Annotated in this window: 16 protein-coding genes; 9 read left to right on the plus strand and 7 right to left on the minus strand. The window is 73.3% G+C overall.

Annotation, left to right across the window (positions count from 1 at the left end):
• Window positions 1–60: 60 nt before the first annotated feature.
• Window positions 61–1,140 (minus strand): polyprenyl synthetase family protein, encoded by a 1,080-nt coding sequence (locus ACP7BP_RS08695; RefSeq protein WP_426244177.1) that lies wholly within the window; start codon window positions 1,138–1,140, stop codon window positions 61–63.
• A 64-nt stretch (window positions 1,141–1,204) separates the two neighbouring features.
• Between ACP7BP_RS08695 and metF the strand changes: the two genes are divergently transcribed.
• Together metF and ACP7BP_RS08705 are read left to right on the plus strand one after the other, a co-directional pair.
• Window positions 1,205–2,095, plus strand: coding sequence for a methylenetetrahydrofolate reductase [NAD(P)H] (gene metF / locus ACP7BP_RS08700; protein WP_426244178.1), 891 nt, complete (start codon window positions 1,205–1,207; stop codon window positions 2,093–2,095).
• Between the two features lie 16 nt (window positions 2,096–2,111).
• Entirely contained in the window at window positions 2,112–2,723 is a 612-nt protein-coding gene (locus ACP7BP_RS08705; RefSeq protein ID WP_426244179.1) for an SIMPL domain-containing protein, read from the plus strand.
• Between the two features lie 2 nt (window positions 2,724–2,725).
• On the opposite strand, the gene ACP7BP_RS08710 is transcribed toward ACP7BP_RS08705, so the two are convergent.
• From ACP7BP_RS08710 to ACP7BP_RS08735, 6 genes are read right to left on the minus strand one after another with little or no spacing between them, the layout of a single operon-like run.
• Complete coding sequence (locus ACP7BP_RS08710; RefSeq protein WP_426244180.1) at window positions 2,726–4,042, minus strand: phytoene desaturase family protein; 1,317 nt, start codon at window positions 4,040–4,042, stop codon at window positions 2,726–2,728.
• A gap of 10 nt (window positions 4,043–4,052) precedes the next feature.
• Window positions 4,053–4,637: a DUF4126 domain-containing protein gene (locus tag ACP7BP_RS08715; protein WP_426244181.1), complete on the minus strand. Its 585-nt coding sequence runs from the start codon at window positions 4,635–4,637 to the stop codon at window positions 4,053–4,055.
• 39 nt (window positions 4,638–4,676) lie between these two features.
• Window positions 4,677–5,600 carry a hypothetical protein gene (locus ACP7BP_RS08720; protein WP_426244182.1) on the minus strand — a complete coding sequence of 308 codons (924 nt, stop codon included), beginning with the start codon at window positions 5,598–5,600 and terminating at the stop codon, window positions 4,677–4,679.
• On the minus strand, window positions 5,597–6,091 hold the full coding sequence (locus ACP7BP_RS08725) for a SigE family RNA polymerase sigma factor (protein WP_426244183.1): 495 nt from the start codon (window positions 6,089–6,091) through the stop codon (window positions 5,597–5,599). The genes ACP7BP_RS08720 and ACP7BP_RS08725 overlap by 4 nt, the downstream gene beginning before the upstream one ends.
• Before the next feature lie 37 nt (window positions 6,092–6,128).
• The gene (locus ACP7BP_RS08730; RefSeq protein WP_426244184.1) at window positions 6,129–6,512 is read right to left on the minus strand and encodes an ArsC/Spx/MgsR family protein; all 384 of its coding nucleotides are present in this window, start codon (window positions 6,510–6,512) and stop codon (window positions 6,129–6,131) included.
• Between the two features lie 11 nt (window positions 6,513–6,523).
• Complete coding sequence (locus tag ACP7BP_RS08735; protein WP_426244185.1) at window positions 6,524–6,997, minus strand: YbaK/EbsC family protein; 474 nt, start codon at window positions 6,995–6,997, stop codon at window positions 6,524–6,526.
• 77 nt (window positions 6,998–7,074) lie between these two features.
• Between ACP7BP_RS08735 and ACP7BP_RS08740 the strand changes: the two genes are divergently transcribed.
• From ACP7BP_RS08740 to ACP7BP_RS08770, 7 genes are all read left to right on the plus strand, one after another.
• Window positions 7,075–7,605 carry a hypothetical protein gene (locus ACP7BP_RS08740; protein WP_426244186.1) on the plus strand — a complete coding sequence of 177 codons (531 nt, stop codon included), beginning with the start codon at window positions 7,075–7,077 and terminating at the stop codon, window positions 7,603–7,605.
• A 316-nt stretch (window positions 7,606–7,921) separates the two neighbouring features.
• The gene (locus ACP7BP_RS08745; RefSeq protein WP_426244187.1) at window positions 7,922–8,320 is read left to right on the plus strand and encodes a DUF6504 family protein; all 399 of its coding nucleotides are present in this window, start codon (window positions 7,922–7,924) and stop codon (window positions 8,318–8,320) included.
• 7 nt (window positions 8,321–8,327) lie between these two features.
• Window positions 8,328–8,777, plus strand: a complete 450-nt coding sequence (locus ACP7BP_RS08750) for an SAV_6107 family HEPN domain-containing protein (protein ID WP_426244188.1) — start codon at window positions 8,328–8,330, stop codon at window positions 8,775–8,777.
• Window positions 8,778–8,847: 70 nt separating this feature from the next.
• Window positions 8,848–12,741 carry a DNA polymerase III subunit alpha gene (locus tag ACP7BP_RS08755; RefSeq protein ID WP_426244189.1) on the plus strand — a complete coding sequence of 1,298 codons (3,894 nt, stop codon included), beginning with the start codon at window positions 8,848–8,850 and terminating at the stop codon, window positions 12,739–12,741.
• Window positions 12,742–12,760: 19 nt separating this feature from the next.
• Window positions 12,761–13,474, plus strand: a complete 714-nt coding sequence (locus tag ACP7BP_RS08760) for a methyltransferase (protein WP_426244190.1) — start codon at window positions 12,761–12,763, stop codon at window positions 13,472–13,474.
• Window positions 13,475–13,507: 33 nt separating this feature from the next.
• Window positions 13,508–14,686 (plus strand): DNA polymerase IV, encoded by a 1,179-nt coding sequence (dinB, locus tag ACP7BP_RS08765; RefSeq protein WP_426244191.1) that lies wholly within the window; start codon window positions 13,508–13,510, stop codon window positions 14,684–14,686.
• Window positions 14,687–14,814: 128 nt separating this feature from the next.
• On the plus strand, window positions 14,815–15,240 hold the full coding sequence (locus ACP7BP_RS08770; protein WP_426244192.1) for a DUF3040 domain-containing protein: 426 nt from the start codon (window positions 14,815–14,817) through the stop codon (window positions 15,238–15,240).
• Window positions 15,241–15,286: the final 46 nt, after the last annotated feature.

A 15,286-nucleotide genomic window follows, 5' to 3' on the forward strand; every position in this document is an offset into this window, starting at 1 on the left:
GGTCGGGACATGGAGACACCGGCCGAGGCCGGCCTGTGACAAGTCGCGGTGGATCCCGGCTCAGACGACCCGCTGGGTCGCGGCGGCAGCCAGCTCGCGGAGTACGCCGCGGGCGACCTCGTCGATCTCGGCGCCCTCCAGCGTGGTGACCGCCCGGTCGGCCAGGGCCTCGATGACCTCCTCGACCTGCGCGTGCGCACCTGACCTGTCGATCACCTCACGCAGCCGGCCGACCTCCGCGGGGGACAGCGCGGAGCCGAGCGAGGCGTCGAGGAGTGCGGCGTCGTCGCGACCGACAGCGTCGAGGGCCAGGGCGACGAGCACTGTGCGCTTGCCCTCGACCAGGTCGTCGCCGGCCGGCTTGCCGGTGACGGCCGGGTCGCCGAAGACACCGAGCAGGTCGTCGCGCAGCTGGAACGCCTCGCCCAGCGGCAGGCCGAAACCGCCGAGCACCCGCACGGTCTCCTCGTCCGCGCCGGCGAGCGCGGCGCCGATGTGCAGGGGCCGCTGGATGGAGTACTTCGCGGACTTGAACCGCAGCACGGTCATCGCGGTGTCCACGTCGGCCCGCCCGCGCGCCTGCACCGACACGTCGAGGAACTGGCCGGCGATCACCTCGCTGCGGCACAGGTCGAACACGCGCAGCGCCCGGCTCACGTCGGGCTCGGCGAGCCCGCAGCAGCGCAACATCTCGTCGGACCAGGCCAGGAGCAGGTCGCCGAGCAGGATCGCCGCCGCGGCGCCGTACTGCTCGGGGTCGCCGCGCCATCCGGCGGTGCGGTGCTGGGCCTCGAACGTGCGGTGCGTAGCGGGCCGGCCGCGCCTTGTGTCGGAGGCGTCCAGGTAGTCGTCGTGCACGAGGGCGCTCGCGTGCAGCAGCTCGAGGGCGGCGCACGCGCGGACCAGCGCGGCCTCGTCGACCGGCTCGCGCACGGCGCGGTAGCCCCAGTAGCAGAAGGCGGCGCGGAACCGCTTGCCGCCGCGGACGCTGGCCCGGGCCTCGGCGAGCAGCCGGGCGGCGTCGCTGCCGAGGGCGGCGAGCCGGTCGGCCTGGTCGTCGAGGAAGGTGTCCAGGGCGGCCTGCACGGAGGCCCTGAAGGCCGCGGCGTCCCAGCCTGAGGTGGGGGACGGGGCGATCACCCTGGTGAGACTAGCCAGTGGACATTGCCGTGACCGGGACCGCCCCCTCCCTAGGATCAGGGCCATGAGCAACGATCCTGCCCGCGGCATCGGCGAGCTCGTCCGCGAGGGCGGGCGGTCGTTCTCGTTCGAGTTCTTCCCGCCCAAGGACGAGGCGGGCGAGGAGATCCTGTGGCGCTCGATCCGCGAGCTCGAGCCGCTGGCGCCGACCTTCGTCTCGGTGACCTACGGCGCCGGAGGGTCGACCCGGGAGCGCACCGTGGCCATCACCGAGCGGATCGCGCGCGAGACCTCGATGCTCCCGATGGCGCACCTGACCTGCGTGGGCCACACGACCGACGAGATCGCCGGCATCCTCGCCGACCTCGAGCAGGCGGGCGTGCGCAACGTGCTCGCGCTGCGCGGCGACCCACCGGCGGGTCCCGGCACGCCGTGGGTGCCGACCGAGGGCGGGGTCACCTACGCCTCCGAGCTGGTCGCCTTCATCAAGCAGAACGCCGACGTGTCGGTCGGCGTGGCCGCCTTCCCCGAAGGCCACCGCGACGCCGAGAGCCTCGACGCCGATGCGCTCGCGCTGAAGGCGAAGTACGACGCCGGCGCGGAGTTCGCGGTCACCGAGATGGTGCTGCGGGCCAGCGACTACGTCGGCCTCGTCGAGCGGGCCCGCGCCCTCGGCGTGGACTTCCCGATCATCCCCGGCGTCATGCCCATCCTCAACCTCAACTCCATGCGCCGGATGGTGCACATGTCGGGCCGCGAGATGCCGGCGGAGACCGAGGCGCGCATCCTGTCGTTGGCCGACGACCCCGACGCGCTGCGTGCCGAGGGCATCGCCATCGCCACCGAGCTGTGCGAGGCACTGCTCGCTGCCGGCGCGCCGGGGCTGCACTTCTACACCCTGAACCGGTCGAAGGCGACCCGCGAGATCTTCCAGGCGCTGCGCCTGCCCGTCTGAGGGCTACCGTCGGCGCATGCGCATGCGCACCGTCACCGTCACCGGGCACGGGTCGGCCCCGGCCGTCCCCGACTCCGCAGTGGTGCGGGTCGCCGCCGTGCGCCGGGCCGCCGGCGTGGCCGAGGCGTTCGCCGCCGTGTCGGCGTCGGTGGAGCGGATCGGGGAGGTCGCCCGCCGGCACACCGAGCCGCACCGCATCGCCTCGCAGGGCCTCAACGTCTGGACCTGGCACGACAACCAGGGCGAGGCCCGTGGCTTCGAGGCCCGGCACGGGCTCGCGATCGGCTGCCCCGACCTCACCGCGGCAGGCAGCCTGCTGACCGACCTGGCCCAGGAGATCGGTGACGCCCTCCAGCTCGACGGCGTCACCCTCGAGGTGTCCGATCCCGCAGCCGCGCAGGGCCGGGCTCGCGAGGCGGCGTACGCCGACGCCCGGGAGCGAGCGGCCCAGCTCGCGGCGCTCAGCGACGCCACCCTCGGCGCCGTGCAGCAGGTCGTCGAGGGCGGGGGTGCGCGGCCGATGGAGACCGGAGAGCTCGCGCGCGCGGCCTCCACGAGCACGGCCAGGATCGAGCCGGGCGAGACCCGGATCGGCGCCGGCGTGACGGTGACCTTCGAGCTGCTCTGAGCTCAGCCCGCGGGGCCGATCGCCTGCGCCACCAGCGCTGCCGAGAGGCCGACGTACGGCAGTCCGGAGCCGGGAGTGGCATGCGCACCGGCGGCGTAGACGCCGGGGACCGGCGTGGTCGGGCCCAGCCGCCTGGTCACCGTGGACCGGCCCTGCCACAGCACGCCGAGAGGGGAGCCGCCCCACTCGTCGACGAGGTCGCGCGGGCTCAGGTCGAGCCGGGTGACGAGCCGCTGACGTACGTCGAGCCCGCGCCGGGCCAGCGCCACCAGCACGTCCTCCGACAGCCGGCCCCGGCCCAGGACCGTCCACGCGTGCGCCCCCTCGGGCGCCGTACCGCCGGGGCGCACGATCAGCAGGGGCTCCTTGACCGGGTCGCCGGGATGCAGGACCACCTCGCCGGCCAGGTCGGGCACGCCGCCCTCGAGACCGACGTGCGCGACGACCGGCGGGATCGCGGGCATGGTGGCCCGCACGTACGTCGCCAGCGCGGGCAGCCGGCGCGGGTCGATCGCGCACACCACGGCGTCGGCGTCGATCCGGCCCGACGGCGTGGCCACGGCTACGGCGCGGCCGTCGCGGACCACCACGTCGAGCGCCGGCGTCGAGGTCAGCACCTCCACCCCGCGGGTCTCGAGGCGGCGTACGAGCGCGAGGCCCAGCCCCGCCATCCCGCCGGGCACCCGCCAGGAGCCGAACCGCTGCTCGAGGTAGGAGACCACGCCCGCCCAGGCCGGCACGTTGCGCAGGTCGTGGCCGTCGGCGGTGAACGGCAGCGCCGCCACCTGCCGCAGCCGCTCGTCGGAGAACGCCTTGCGCAGCCGCCGGTGCAGCACCTCGCGGCCGGTGAGCCGTGCCGTCAGCTCTCGGGGTGCGAAGGTCGGGTCCCACGGCCGCTCGAGGTAGTCGCGCCGCAGCAGCTCCCAGTCGTCGGCGAGCGGGTCGACGTACGCCGTCCACGATCGGCCGAGGCCGGGGCCGAGCGCCTCGAAGGCCGCGACCTGGCCGGCTCGCGAGCCGCCGGGCAGGGCCAAGGTGGAGCCGTCGGCGAAGCGGTGCTCGCGGAGGGGGTCGACCGGCTCCAGGTCGACCTCGCGCTCGAGCGGGCGTCCGGTCTTGCGGAAGAGGTCCCGGACCACCGCCGGCAGCAGGGTCGTCGTCGGGCCGGCGTCCCACGCGAAGCCGTCCCGCGACCGGGTGGCCAGCGCGCCGCCGAGCCCGGTCGAGCGCTCGAGCAGGGTGACCCGATGCCCGGTCTTGGCCAGCCGCGCGGCCGTGGCCAGGCCGCCGAAGCCGCCACCGATCACCACCACGCGCATGGCGGACAGACTAGGCGGGCACCACGTCGCGCTTCTTCCAGCGCCGCCAGCCACGGCGCACGAAGCGACCCACGACCACGAGCAGCACCAGCCCCACGAGCAGGAGCACGCCGGCCACTGCGGCGGCCGCTCGCGGGTTCTGGATCGCGAAGGCGACGACACCGAGGACGGCCACGTCCTCCGCGAGGCTGGCGCCGATGTTCGAGAACGGCTCCGGCGAGGTGTTGATGGCGAGCCGGCCGCCCGCCTTGACGAGGTGCGAGAGCAGGGCGGTGCCGCCGCCGACCACGGCGCCCACGGCCTGGTCGAGGGAGGACGCCTCACCGGCGAGGAGCACCCCGATCACGGCGCCCACCGTGGGTCGGATGGCCGTCGAGATGACGTCCCACGTCGAGTCGACGTAGGGGATCTTGTCGGCGACGAACTCCATCGCGTAGAGGAACCCCGCCACGGCCAGGACGTCGCCACGGTGCAGGACGTCGGGCACCTGGCTCAGGTCCTGCACGCGGTCGGTGATGCCGAGCACGAGGATCACGAGGTAGGCGTTGACGCCGCTCGCCCAGCCGCTCGAGAACACCAGTGAGAGTGAGTCCACGCCGTCAGTGTGGCCGACCGCGGCTCAGTCGACCAGCGGTCAGCCGGCGTCGGCGGTGCAGCTGACCGTCATGTCCTTGGTCGGCATCGTCCACTGCGGGCAGCCGCGCTCACCCCTCGGAGGGACGGGCATGACCAGCGCCGGGTCGAGGCCGATCCTCGCGAGGTCGGCGGTGGGTACGACGAGTCGCTCGCGGGCGGTCGCGAGGTCGGGCGCGCGGACGGTCTCGCTGGTGAAGGTCACGAACGTCTCGGACTTGATGACCTTGACGTCGCTGGAGAACCACAGCCGATCGGGCGCGATGGAGGGCAGCTCGTCGGCCGTCACGGCCATGAAGTTGTCGTTCCAGGCCTGGAGCCCGGCGCTGTCGCGCATCGGCCGCTTGGCGCTCAGGGTGGTGATGGCGACGTCGCCGTCGGGAGTGCGGTCGACGCTGCACTCGACGTAGTAGCCGGCATCGAGGCCCTCCGCGCAGTACCTGTCGGGGTCGCCCTCGGCGAAGCTGCGGGCGTGCTCGACCGTGAGCGACAGCCGGTGCTCGGAGTCGGCGCCGTACTGCATGGCGAGGCCGCTGGCCCTGTCCCAGTAGCGCGGCGGCAGCTCCTGGGACTGCGAGTCGAACGCCACGAACTCGGCCGGCCCGAGGTCGGGCACCGAGGCGCTGAAGACCGAGCGGGCATGGTCGTCCATGATGCGCGGCATCTGCGCCGCGTCGTACGCGTCGAGGGCCTGGGTGATCGCCGGGTCGATGACCCGGTCGGTGCCGGGTCCTTCGGACCGCAGCTGCGGCAGGGCCACGGCGCCGACCGTCAGCACCGCGGCGCCCGCGAGGCCGGCCAGCACACGCCGGCGGCGTACGACCCGGCGACCTCGGGTGACGACCTCGACGGGGCTGTGCTGGAAGGCGGGTTCGTCGTAGGACACGTGGTCGCGGACCAGGGTGGCGAGATCCTGCTCGGTCATCGAGACTCCTCGGTCAGGACGAGCTGGGGGAGATGGGTGCGGAGCGTGGCCAGCGCCTTGGCGGTCTGGCTCTTGACGGTGCCCTCGGTGATCGCCAGGGCGTGCGCGACGTCGGCCACCGAGAGGTCGTCGAGGAAGCGCAGCGCGACGATCGCCCGCTGCCGCGGGGCGAGCAGGTCGAGCGCGGCCCCGACGTCGAGCGGCGAGGCCTCGGCCCCGTGGACGGCGCGGTCGGGGAGCTCCTCGACAGGAACGTCGCGGCGCCTGCGCAGGTGGCTCAGGCACTCGTTGACGACGACCCTGCGGGCGAACGCGTCGGCCGAGTCCCTGCGCACGCGCGGCCAGGCGGCGTACACCTTGACCATCGCCTGCTGGACGAGGTCCTCGGCGGTGTGCCAGTCGCGGACGACGAGGTACGCCGTCCGGCGCAGGGCCGCGCGCCGGGCGACGTAGAACTCCGTGAAGTCCGCTTCGCGCTGCTCGCGACGCATCGGGGTGCTCCTTGTCGACCGGTGGGTGTCACCCCTCCTACGCCGTGGCCGGGCCTCCGGGTTGCCCCGTGCCGTGGGAGATGACCCGCGCGAGCGTCTCGGCGTCGCGGGCGACCACCGTGGTGCCGTCGGCGGCCGTGATGATCGGTCGCTGGATCGCGCTCGGGTGGGCGGCCAGGGCCGCCAGCCAGTCGGCGCGGTGGGCGGGCTCGCGGGGCAGGTCGATGCCCGCGGCACGGGCCTCCTTGTCGCGGGCGATGTGCCAGGGCTCGACGCCGAGGCGGGCCACGACGTCGGCGAGCTCGTCGACGGTGGGCACGTCGTCGAGGTAGCGCCGCACGGTGTGCTCGACACCGGCCTCGTCGAGCGCGGTCACGGCCGCCCGGCACTTGCTGCACGAGGGGTTGAGCCAGATCTCCATGGGGCGGTCCGTCACTCGACGTCGATCTCGGTCGCGCCGGTCATCGACACGAGCTCGGTGAACGTGGTCGAGAAGACCGCGGCCGGGTGGCCGGCGGCGGCCCACACCACGTCGTACCGGCGCAGCCAGGAGTCGATCCAGGTCGGCACCGGGACGGGGTGGGCGATGGGGGAGACGCCGCCGATGACCTGGCCGGTGTGGGTGCGCACGAAGTCGGGGCTCGCGCGCGTGAGCGGTGGGGTGCCCATCGCCCGCGCGACCTTGTGGGTGTCGACCCGATGGGCACCGGAGGTGAGGATCAGCACCGGCGCGCCCCCTGCGTCGAAGAGCAGGCTGTTGGCGATCGCGCCGACCTCGCAGCCCAGCGCCTGGGCGGCGAGTGCGGCAGTGTGGACGCTGTCGGGGAGAATGACCACGTCGCCGGCGCCGCCGCGACGTGCGTGCTCGGTCCGGAAAGAGGTGATGGAAGGGTGCTCGCTCGCCATGGTGCGACCCTAGTCACCGGGTCCGACTGCCTGTCGGGCACCGCCGTTGTCTCGAGCTCGACCAATCGGGGGATTGCATGACCAGCGCCAACCAGCCCGCCAGCCGTGCCGGTGAGCCGACCGGTGAGTCGGCCCATGCTGCCGCGTCGGGCCGGCCGACGTCGGTGACCCTCGTCGTGCGCGTGCTCCTCGCGCTCGTCGCCGTCACCGGACTGGCCGCGGTGCTGGTCTGGGTGCGCCAGGACAAGGTCATCCGCACCTGGGCCGAGGGCAACGTCGCCGCCCGCAAGCTGCTGGCCGAGGGCGGGTTGGAGGCGGTCAAGGACAGCCCGATCGCGCCGTCCTTCGTGCCGCTGGCGATCGTCTTCTTCGTCGTCTTCGCCCTGCTGGTCCTGGTGCTCGTGGCGTTCTTCGTCGAGGGCCACGAGTGGGCGCGACTGTCGCTGGCGGCCACCGCGCTGTTCGGCGTCCTCGCCGCGGCCGTGGTGGTGCGCCTCGGGCTGCCGGTGCTCTTCACCGTGGTGGCCGTCGTGGCGATCGTGCTGTGCCTGTTCCTCCTCCTGCTGCTCTGGCACAAGGACACCAACCGGTACTTCCGCCAGCACTGAGAGCCGCACTGAGAGCCGCACTGAGAGCCGCACTGAGAGCCGCACTGAGCGCCGACTTCGTGACCCGGCTGGGCACCCTCCTTCGCAGCCCATGGCGTCGGGTTGGTCGAACGGTTGATCACCGACGGCCACTTCTCTGACGGGCGGTCCACCGGCCCCGAATCCGTCGCCGCCGGACCATTGACGAACTGTCGGTGCGCCGGTGTACCTTGGCGTTGTTCGAACAAGTGTTCGATGCGACCTCGGTGGCGGTGACCTCGACCCCCACCGTCACCGGGGTCGGCCCCGGGGTCGACGGCGCTGAGGAGGAGAGCAGATGAGGCGGTACGACGACCCCGTGGAGGTCCGCAGAGGGCGGATCGGTGGAGAGCCCGAGACGGCCGAGGAGGGCCCCGAGCAGTTCCTGTGGCGCGGCCGGCTGTGGAAGGTGCGCTCCGTGGTGGCGCACTGGGTGGAGACCGTGCCGTGGTGGCAGTCGGCCGGGGTGCGAGCGGTGGTCGGCACCGACGCGGCGCCCATCGGGGAGGCCGGCTCCGACCCGGATCGCCGGGCTGACGACCTTCTCGTCGAGCGCGAGATGTGGCGGGTGCACGCGGGCCGGGGGAGCAGCGCCCCCGGGAGCCCCGGAGATGGTGTCGGAGATGGGGGCGGCGTCTTCGACCTCTCCTTCGACTGGTCCGACGGCCGCTGGCTGCTCGTCGGCTGTGTGGACTGAGGGCCCGGTGAGCGACGTGAACCCCTACCTCCTCCCCGCGACCACCCACTCCTACCTCGCCCGGGCGGCGGAGTCGCTGCAGGAGGCGATCACCGCGGCCGACGTCCCCAGCCGCTACGCCTGCGCCCACGTGGCTGCGCTGCGTGCCACCGCCGCCCTGCTCGCCGCCCGGGCCCATCCGGCGCCGGGGCGACGCCGGCAGAAGAACGCCTGGGTGCTGCTGGCCGACGTGGCCCCCGAGCTGGCGGAGTGGGCGACCTTCTTCGCTGCCGGTGCCGGCAAGCGCGCGGCCGCCGAGGCCGGGTCCACCCGGGCGGTCACCGAGCGCGAGGCCGACGACCTGGTCCGTGACGCCGACCGTTTCCTGGGGATCGTCGAGTCGGCGCTCGGCCTGGTGCCGCACGCGCCGGTCGCCCAGCGGCTGGTGGTCGCCGGCGGCCGGGCCGGGGTCGCCTAGTCCGGTCTCCGGACACCACCCTCGACATCACCCTCGACTTCACCCTCGACGCAGCCGCGAAGGCAGGCACATGTCCGACCCGTTCGTCCATCTCCACGTGGCCTCCGGCTACTCCCTGCAGTACGGCGCCTCCCACCCGCACACGCTGGTCGAGCGGGCCGTCGAACAGGAGATGGACACCCTGGCGCTGACCGACCGCGACGGCACCTACGGCGCGGTGAAGTTCGCCAAGGCCTGCAGCCAGGCGGGGATCCGTCCGGTGCTGGGGGTCGACCTCGCCGTGCTGCCGGTCTCTGCCGGCCGAGGAGGGTCGAGGCCCCCGGCCGCCCGGCGTACCCCCGTGCGGGGTGGGGCGTTCCGTGACGAGCAGAGTCGGCCCAGGGTCACTCTGCTGGCCCAGGGCCGGGCCGGCTGGGCGGCGATCTGCCGGCTGGTCTCGGCCACCCACCTCACCGGCGAGCGGGGCCGTCCGGTGGCCGACCTCGACCTCCTCGCGCCGCACCTGGCGGGGGGAGGCGTGCTCGTCCTGCTCGGGCCGGCCTCCGAGCTCGGTGCCGCGGTGGCCCGGCGCCGTGACGACGACGCCCTGGCGATCCTCGACGCGTGGCGCGCCGCGCTGCCGCCCGAGAACCTCGTGGTCGAGCTGGTCTCCCACCGGCTGGGGGCCGGCGCCCAGGCGGTCTGGGGCCCCGGGTCCGCCCCGCACGCCGCCCGGATGGCCGGTCTGGCTCGCGCCGCCGGCGTCCGGGCCGTGCTGACCAACGCGGTGCGGTACGCCGACCGGCTCGACGCCCCGACCATCGACGTCCTCGACGCGGCGCGGCGGCTGGTCCCACTCGATCGACGACACCTGGATCGCGGCAACGCCGAGGGCTTCTTGAAGTCCGGCAAGCAGATGCACGAGGTGGCCGAGGAGATCTGCCGGCTCGCCGGGCTCGGTCCCCGTGACGCCCGGTCGCTGCTGGCCTCCACCCGCACGATCGGCGACCGCTGTGCCCTGGACCCGCGGGCCGACCTGGGCATCGGCGAGGTGCACCTCCCGGAGTTCGAGCTGTCCTCCGCTGCCGCCCCGTCCGGCACCTCGTCTGGCACCTCGTCTGGCACCTCGTCTGGCACTTCGTCTGGCATGGCAGTCCGGGAGATCTCCGGCCTCTCCGAGGCCGACGCGATGCTGCGGGCCCGCTGCGAGGGCGGCATCGGCCGGCGCTACGGCTCCGCACCCCGCCAGCGCATCTGGAAGCGGCTCGACGACGAGCTGGAGCTCATCCGCGAGCTCGGCTACGCCTCCTACTTCCTCACCGTCGGCGACGTCACCGACCTGATCAAGGAGATGGGCGTGCGCAGCGCGGCCCGTGGGTCGGGCGCGGGCAGCCTGGTCAACTACCTGCTCGGTGTCTCCGGCGTCGACCCGATCCGTCACAACCTGCTGATGGAGCGGTTCCTCTCACCCCTGCGGCAGTCGCTGCCCGACATCGACATCGACGTGGAGTCGGCCCGGCGGCTGGAGGTCTACGAGGCGATCCTCGACCGCTACGGCGGCGAGCGGTGCGTGTGCGTCTCGATGATGGACACCTACCGCGTCCGGCACGCCGTCCGCGACGTCGGCGCCGCACTGGGCATGCCGCCGGGCGAGATCGACGCGATCGCCAAGGCGTTCCCGCACATCCGGGCCCGAGACGCCCGGGTGGCGCTGCGCGAGCTGCCCGAGCTGCGGGCGAGCGGGTTAGCCGAAGATCGGCTCGACCTGATGTTCCGGTTGGTCGAGCGGCTCGACGGGCTGCCGCGCCACATCGCCGTCCACCCCTGCGGGGTGCTGCTCTCCGACGCGACCCTGCTCGACCGCACGCCCGTCGAGGCGAGCTACGCCGGCTTCCCGATGAGCCAGTTCGACAAGGACGACGTCGAGGACCTCGGCCTGCTCAAGCTCGACGTGCTCGGCATCCGCATGCAGTCGGCGATGGCGCACGCGGTGGGGGAGATCGCCCGAGTGGATGGTGTCGACATCGATCTCGACGACGAGGCGCAGGTGCCCTTCGACGACGGGGTGACCTTCGACATGATCAGTGCCGCCAAGACCCTGGGCGTCTTCCAGATCGAGTCGCCCGGCCAGCGTGAGCTGGTCGGCAAGTCCGGCATCGACTCCTTCGACGACATCATCACCGACATCTCGCTGTTCCGGCCGGGGCCGGTCAAGAGCGACATGATCACGCCCTACCTCGAGGTCAAGCAGGGCTGGAAGACCTCCGCCTACCTCCACGAAGACCTGATCCCGATCCTGGCGCCCACCCACGGTGTGGTGGTCTTCCACGAGCAGGTCATCGAGATGATCGCCCGGTTCGCCGGCGTCGGCTACGCGGAGGCCGACGAGAAGCGCCGAGCCCTCGGAGACGTCGAGGGGATGGCCGAGACCCGCCTGTGGTTCATGCCGCGGGCCCTGGGCCGCGGCTACTCCGTGGCGGTCGCCGAGCGAGTCTGGAAGGTGCTGGAGGCGTTCGCGTCGTTCGGCTTCTGCAAGGCGCACGCGGCGGCGTTCGCCCTCCCGACCTACCAGTCCGCCTGGCTCAAGGCGCACTGGCCGGCGCACTTCCTGGCCGGGGTGCTCACCCACGACCCGGGCATGTACCCCAAGCGCCTCATCCTCGACGACGCCCGCCAGTTCGGCATCGAGGTGCTGGGCCTCGACGTCAACGCCAGCGCCAAGGACTACGTCGTCGAGCAGCTGGCCCCCGGGAGCGGCACCGGCCCCGAGGACACGAGCCCCGAGGACACCCGACCCGAGTACGGCATCCGCCTCGCCCTCGCCGAGGTCAAGGGCATCAACGCGGGCGAGGTCGACCGCATCGTCGCGGCACGGCCCTTCCACTCGCTCACCGACTTCTGGCACCGCGCCGCGGTGTCCCGGCCGGTCGTGGAGCGGCTGGTCCTGGCCGGGGCGTTCGACTCGACCTACCGCATCGGGTCCGCCGGCGTCTCCGACGTACGCCGTCGCGGCCAGGTCACCCGCCGTGACCTGCTCCTCCAGGTGGCCGAGCTCGACCGGCACGCCCTCGACCGGGCCAGCCGGGGCGGGCGCGGTCGCGGGCTCGCCGCCGGGCGTCGTCCGCTGCCGGCCGCGCAACGGGCCGTCGACGCCGCGATCCGCAACAGCAGTGATCCCACCACCAGGGATGGAGCCAGGGACGGAGCGACCCCGGATGGAGCGACCCGCGACGGGATCTGGGGCCGGGCCGCGGCCCAGTCCCGCGCCCCGGCCGTGCCACGCCCCGTCGACTCGGTGCAGCTCACCCTCGCCCTGGGCGACGAACCCGCCGAGGGTGAGATCACCGGGCTGCCGGAGCTGACCACCGAGGAGCGCATGAAGGCCGAGCTGGAGATCCTCGGGCTCGACGTCAGCCGGCACGTCGTCGACGGCTACGCCGACTTCCTCGACGCTCTCGGGGTGACCCGCAGCCGCGACCTGCTGTCTCGGCGGAGCAAGGCCGAGCTGTTGGTCGCCGGGGTGAAGGTGGCCACCCAGACCCCGCCGATCCGTACCGGGCGGCGGGTCATCTTCCTGACCCTCGACGACGCCACCGGGCCGGTCGACGCGACGTTCTTCGAGGACGCCCAGGGCTCCTACGCCGCCACCGTGTTCGAGTCGTGGCTGCTCGTCGTCCGCGGCGAGCTGCGGCGGACCGGCCGGCGGGGAGTGTCGTTGCGGGCCACCGGCGCCTGGTCGCTGCCAGACCTGCAGGCCAGGTGGGAGCAGGCAGCCACCCCGGATGACGGGCTGGCCGCGGTCCGGGAGGCGATGAGCGCCGCTCCGGCCGGGTTCGGCGATCCGGCGGCCCCGGAGCAGCGGCGCGTGCTGGTCCACTCCAGCGGTTTCCAGATGTCGCCGTACGCCGACATCATGCCGGCGGGGGACAATCCCCGCGACGTCGCCCGCAAGCTGTGGCACCGCTCCCCGGGGAGTCCGGGATGATGCCACTAGGGTTTGCCGCATGTCCGAGAGCGCTCGCCGAGGCACCGCCCGCACTGCGGTGGTGTGGGATGCCCTGCAGGAGGCGCTCGACGAGCACGCGCGCATCGTCGACATCGGTGGCGGCACCGGCGGGTTCGCGGTCCGGCTGGCCGAGCTCGGCCACACCGTCACCGTCGTCGACCCGAGCCCCGATGCGCTGGCGGCGCTCGCGCGGCGGGCGGCCGAGAGCGACGTCCTCGACCGCATCGTCGGCATCCAGGGCGACGTCGACGGGCTGCTCGAGGTGGTCGAGGAAGCCGACGTGGTGCTGTGCCACGGCGTGCTCGAGGTGGTCGACGACCCGGCTGCCGCCCTCGCCACGATCTACGAGGTGCTCCGCCCCGGTGGCGTCCTCAGCCTGCTGGTCGCCCAACGCCACGCGGCGGTGGTGGCCCGGGCGATGGCCGGTCACTTCCAGCAGGCACTCGACCTGCTCGACCGCCCGTCGCCGGCCACCGGCGGTCGCTCGGGCAGCCGCTTCACCCACGACGAGGCGGCCGGCCTGCTGGCCGGTGCCGGCTTCGTCGCCGACTCCGTGCACGGCGTACGCGTCTTCACCGACCTGGTGCCCGGCTCCCTGCTCGACCTCGAGCCCGGTGCCACCGCCGCGCTGGTCGAGCTCGAGCGGGCCGTGGCGACCCGCCCCGAGTACCTCCCCCTCGCGACCCAGGTCCACCTGCTCGCCCACCGCTGAGGCGCCCTCAGCAGCCACCCGACGGGGGCGGCCATGACCAGCAGCCTGACCCCGATCCTGCACGTCGACATGGACGCGTTCTACGCGTCGGTGGCCACCCGCGACCGACCCGACCTGCAAGACGTCCCGGTCATCGTCGGTGGTGGCAGCAGAGGCGTGGTGCTCTCGGCCAACTACCTGGCCCGCCAGTACGGCGTCCGCTCGGCGCTGCCGATGACCCGGGCCCGCCGGATGTGCCCGCAGGCCGTGGTGCTCGCTCCCGACTTCGAGACCTTCGGTCAGGTCTCGGCGGCGATCATGGAGAACTTCCGGCGGATCACCCCGCTGGTCGAGGTGCTCTCGCTCGACGAGGCGTTCCTCGACGTCTCCGGGGCGACCCGTCGACTGGGATCACCACCGGAGATCGCCGAGCGGCTGCGCGCGACCATCCACGACGAGCAGGGCATCACCTGCTCGGTGGGGGTGGCCGCGTCGGTGTCGGTGGCCAAGCTCGCCAGTCGTCGGGCCAAGCCCGACGGGGTGATCGTCGTACCCCCGCAGGCCGTCACGTCGTTCCTGCACCCGCTCGACGTGGGCGAGCTGTGGGGTGTGGGGGAGAAGACCCAGGCGATGCTGCACCGCCTCGGTCTGCGCACGGTCGGCGACGTCGCCCACACCTCGGTGCGCACCCTGCGTCGTGCGGTGGGCGACCATCTCGGCAGCCACCTGCACGATCTCGCCTGGGGCGTCGACCACCGTGTCATCACCCCGCGACGGGGACCCGACGAGCCCGACCGGTCGATGGGCGCCGACGAGACCTTCGCCCGCGACACCGACGACCGCGAGGTGATCGGCCGCGAGCTGTTGCGGCTCTCGGCCAAGGTCACCCGGCGGATGCGCGTCGCCGGCGTCGCCGGCCGCACCGTCACGATCAGGGTCAGGTTCGCCGACTTCACCACCATCACCCGGTCGCGCACCCTGCCCGAGGCCACCGACGTGACCCAGGAGATCTACCGCACTGCGACGAGGCTCTACGACGCCCTGGGTCTGCAGCGCGCCCGGCTGCGACTGGTGGGGGTCCGGGTGGAGGGGCTCATGCCGCGCGAACGGGTGCACCGACAGCTCGTCCTCGGTGAGCGCGAGCACGGCTGGGCCGACGCCGACCGGGCGGTCGACCGGGCCACTCGCCGGTTCGGATCAGCGGCCGTCCGCCCGGCCAGCCTGCTCGGCTGACCACCCGGAGAATCCAGCGGCCACAATTCGGCGGCCATTTTCCCGAGCCGCCTACCGTCTTGGCGAGCCCCTGCCTAGACTTGGCCTACGCGGGCCCGCCGCGCGTCGATTTCGGGTCAGGAGGAACCGTGCCGCTCTCTGAAGAGGAACTGCGACTGCTGGAGCAGATGGAACGCGCCCTCGTCGAGGAGGACCCGAAGTTCGCGCACACCTTGCGTGGCACTGCCTTCGCCCGTCGCTCACGTCGCCGCGCCGTCCTGGCCGGTGCCGTCTTCCTCGTCGGCGTCGCCGTCTTGATGACCGGCGCCATCACCGAGCGGGCCTGGGTCGGCATCATCGGCTTCCTCGTCATGCTGGCGGCGGCGGCCGTGGCGCTCACCTCGTGGCAGGGCCGCGGCAGCGAGCAGGCCGCACCCCGCGAGACCTCGCACGGCGGCTTCGGCGTCGTTGACGGCGGCCGCAAGAGCAAGACCAAGACCAGCAGCGCGTCCTCCGGCTCCTTCATGGAGCGGATGGAAGAGCGCTGGCGGCGCCGGCGCGAGAGCGGTTTCTGAGCCGCTCCGCTCGACGCCGTACGCCGCCGCAGCTCAGGCGGCCACG

This window comes from Nocardioides sp. LHG3406-4 (assembly GCF_049897745.1).
Lineage (GTDB): Bacteria > Actinomycetota > Actinomycetes > Propionibacteriales > Nocardioidaceae > Nocardioides.

Excerpts from the sequence above, each read along its gene's own strand:
- metF (WP_426244178.1), top strand. The coding sequence starts at position 1,205 with ATGAGCAACGATCCTGCCCGCGGCATCGGCGAGCTCGTCCGCGAGGGC.
- ACP7BP_RS08705 (WP_426244179.1), top strand. The coding sequence starts at position 2,112 with ATGCGCATGCGCACCGTCACCGTCACCGGGCACGGGTCGGCCCCGGCC.
- ACP7BP_RS08710 (WP_426244180.1), bottom strand. The coding sequence starts at position 4,042 with ATGCGCGTGGTGGTGATCGGTGGCGGCTTCGGCGGCCTGGCCACGGCC.
- ACP7BP_RS08720 (WP_426244182.1), bottom strand. The coding sequence starts at position 5,600 with ATGACCGAGCAGGATCTCGCCACCCTGGTCCGCGACCACGTGTCCTAC.
- ACP7BP_RS08725 (WP_426244183.1), bottom strand. The coding sequence starts at position 6,091 with ATGCGTCGCGAGCAGCGCGAAGCGGACTTCACGGAGTTCTACGTCGCC.
- ACP7BP_RS08730 (WP_426244184.1), bottom strand. The coding sequence starts at position 6,512 with ATGGAGATCTGGCTCAACCCCTCGTGCAGCAAGTGCCGGGCGGCCGTG.
- ACP7BP_RS08735 (WP_426244185.1), bottom strand. The coding sequence starts at position 6,997 with ATGGCGAGCGAGCACCCTTCCATCACCTCTTTCCGGACCGAGCACGCA.
- ACP7BP_RS08740 (WP_426244186.1), top strand. The coding sequence starts at position 7,075 with ATGACCAGCGCCAACCAGCCCGCCAGCCGTGCCGGTGAGCCGACCGGT.
- ACP7BP_RS08745 (WP_426244187.1), top strand. The coding sequence starts at position 7,922 with ATGAGGCGGTACGACGACCCCGTGGAGGTCCGCAGAGGGCGGATCGGT.
- ACP7BP_RS08755 (WP_426244189.1), top strand. The coding sequence starts at position 8,848 with ATGTCCGACCCGTTCGTCCATCTCCACGTGGCCTCCGGCTACTCCCTG.
- ACP7BP_RS08760 (WP_426244190.1), top strand. The coding sequence starts at position 12,761 with ATGTCCGAGAGCGCTCGCCGAGGCACCGCCCGCACTGCGGTGGTGTGG.
- dinB (WP_426244191.1), top strand. The coding sequence starts at position 13,508 with ATGACCAGCAGCCTGACCCCGATCCTGCACGTCGACATGGACGCGTTC.